General features: G+C 72.3%; 1 protein-coding gene. It reads right to left on the bottom strand.

Annotated elements, in window-relative coordinates; all coding sequences use genetic code 11:
* Nucleotides 1-49: 49 nt before the first annotated feature.
* Nucleotides 50-1,054: a COG1470 family protein gene (locus tag ACWDVB_RS40280; protein WP_451519444.1), complete on the bottom strand. Its 1,005-nt coding sequence runs from the start codon at nt 1,052-1,054 to the stop codon at nt 50-52.
* Between the last annotated feature and the right edge of the window lie 242 nt (nt 1,055-1,296).

Raw genomic sequence — 1,296 nt, 5'->3', positions numbered from 1 at the left:
GGAGCGCTCCGGGCCCGCTTCACTGTCGTACGGCCTCGTGCGGTACGGGTCAGCTCCCCGCTGCGGAACGGGCCCTGCGGCGCCGCACCACCACCCCCACGACCAGGAAGAGCACCACCAGGGCAAGCGTGAGGAGCACGCCCCAGTTCACGGTGCGATAGGCCGCGCTCCCGCTCTCCACCAGCTCGCCGGCCTTGTCGCTCGCGGTCAGCTCGACGCTGCCCCAGTCCAGTGGCGGCGGCGCGGCCCACTTCTGCGTCACCCGCACCCGCTGGCCCGGCATCAGCTCGGCCGGCAGCTTCTTGCCCGCGCTGTCGAAGGACGTCCGGCCGAACAGGCCCCTCGCCTTGAGGTCGACCCTGGGTTCGAGCAGTACGTTCCCGCTGTTGACGAGGGTGTACGTGACCGTGGCGGCCTTGCCGAGGCCGGGCAGCAGCGGAACGTCGTAGTCGAACCGGACGTCCCGGACGCTCAGGCCGGGCGCCCGCTCGCCGTTGACGTGGAGATAGACCCGGGCGCCGACCGCCTGGCGGATGCCTACGCCGGTGCCCTTGGCGCGTGCGACGCGCTTGTCCAGGGCGATGACCGCTCCGGGGTGGTCGCCGGGCGAGGCGGTGCGCGGAACGGCGACGGTGAAGGGCACGGTCGCCTTACCGCCCGCCCGGACAGTGACTTCCGTACGTTCCAGCCGCGTCCACACTCCGATGGACCGCTGCTTCTCGGCGGGTTCGCGCACGGCGAAGCCGCCGTCGCGGGGGGTGTTGTAGGCGTCGGCCGCGTAGAGCAGAAAGGTCACCGGCTCCTTGGCGAGGTTGGAGATGGTGACCTTGTCGTGCACGGTGCGCCCTGGATCCGCCTTCATCCGGAAGTACGCCCGGTGACTCCCGTCCTTCGCGGCCTTCCTGTCGGCGGGGAAGACGGACCAGCGGCCGTTGTCGGCGGCGTACGCGCTCGGTGGCGGGCCCGTGGTGAGCAGGCCGAGCGCCAGGGTGAGCGCGGTGAGGAGCGCGCCGGCGTATCTGCGACGCGTCGGCTGCGTACGGACGGAGTTCATGCGGCCCCCAGAGCGATGACGATGGCATGGAGAGACGGAAGCGGGACGGGAAGGGCGGAGCAACGCCGAAGTGGTGGACCAGCGTCGAAGAGGTGGGCCAGCGTCGAAGAGGTGGACCGGCCGTCGCACAACGGCCGGTCCACCTCTTCGACGGGAGGGTCCGGTCGACCGCACCCCGTTCAGCGCCCCCGGAGAGACCGCCGGGCGCGCGGGCGGGGGCTGCACCCCCCGGGCCCGCGGGG

The organism is Streptomyces sp. NPDC003379, assembly GCF_053589195.1.
This window is presented reverse-complemented; position numbering and strand designations above follow the sequence as displayed.

Bases quoted from the DNA above. Each gene is read 5' to 3' on its own strand.
- ACWDVB_RS40280 (WP_451519444.1), bottom strand. From the start codon at position 1,054: ATGAACTCCGTCCGTACGCAGCCGACGCGTCGCAGATACGCCGGCGCG.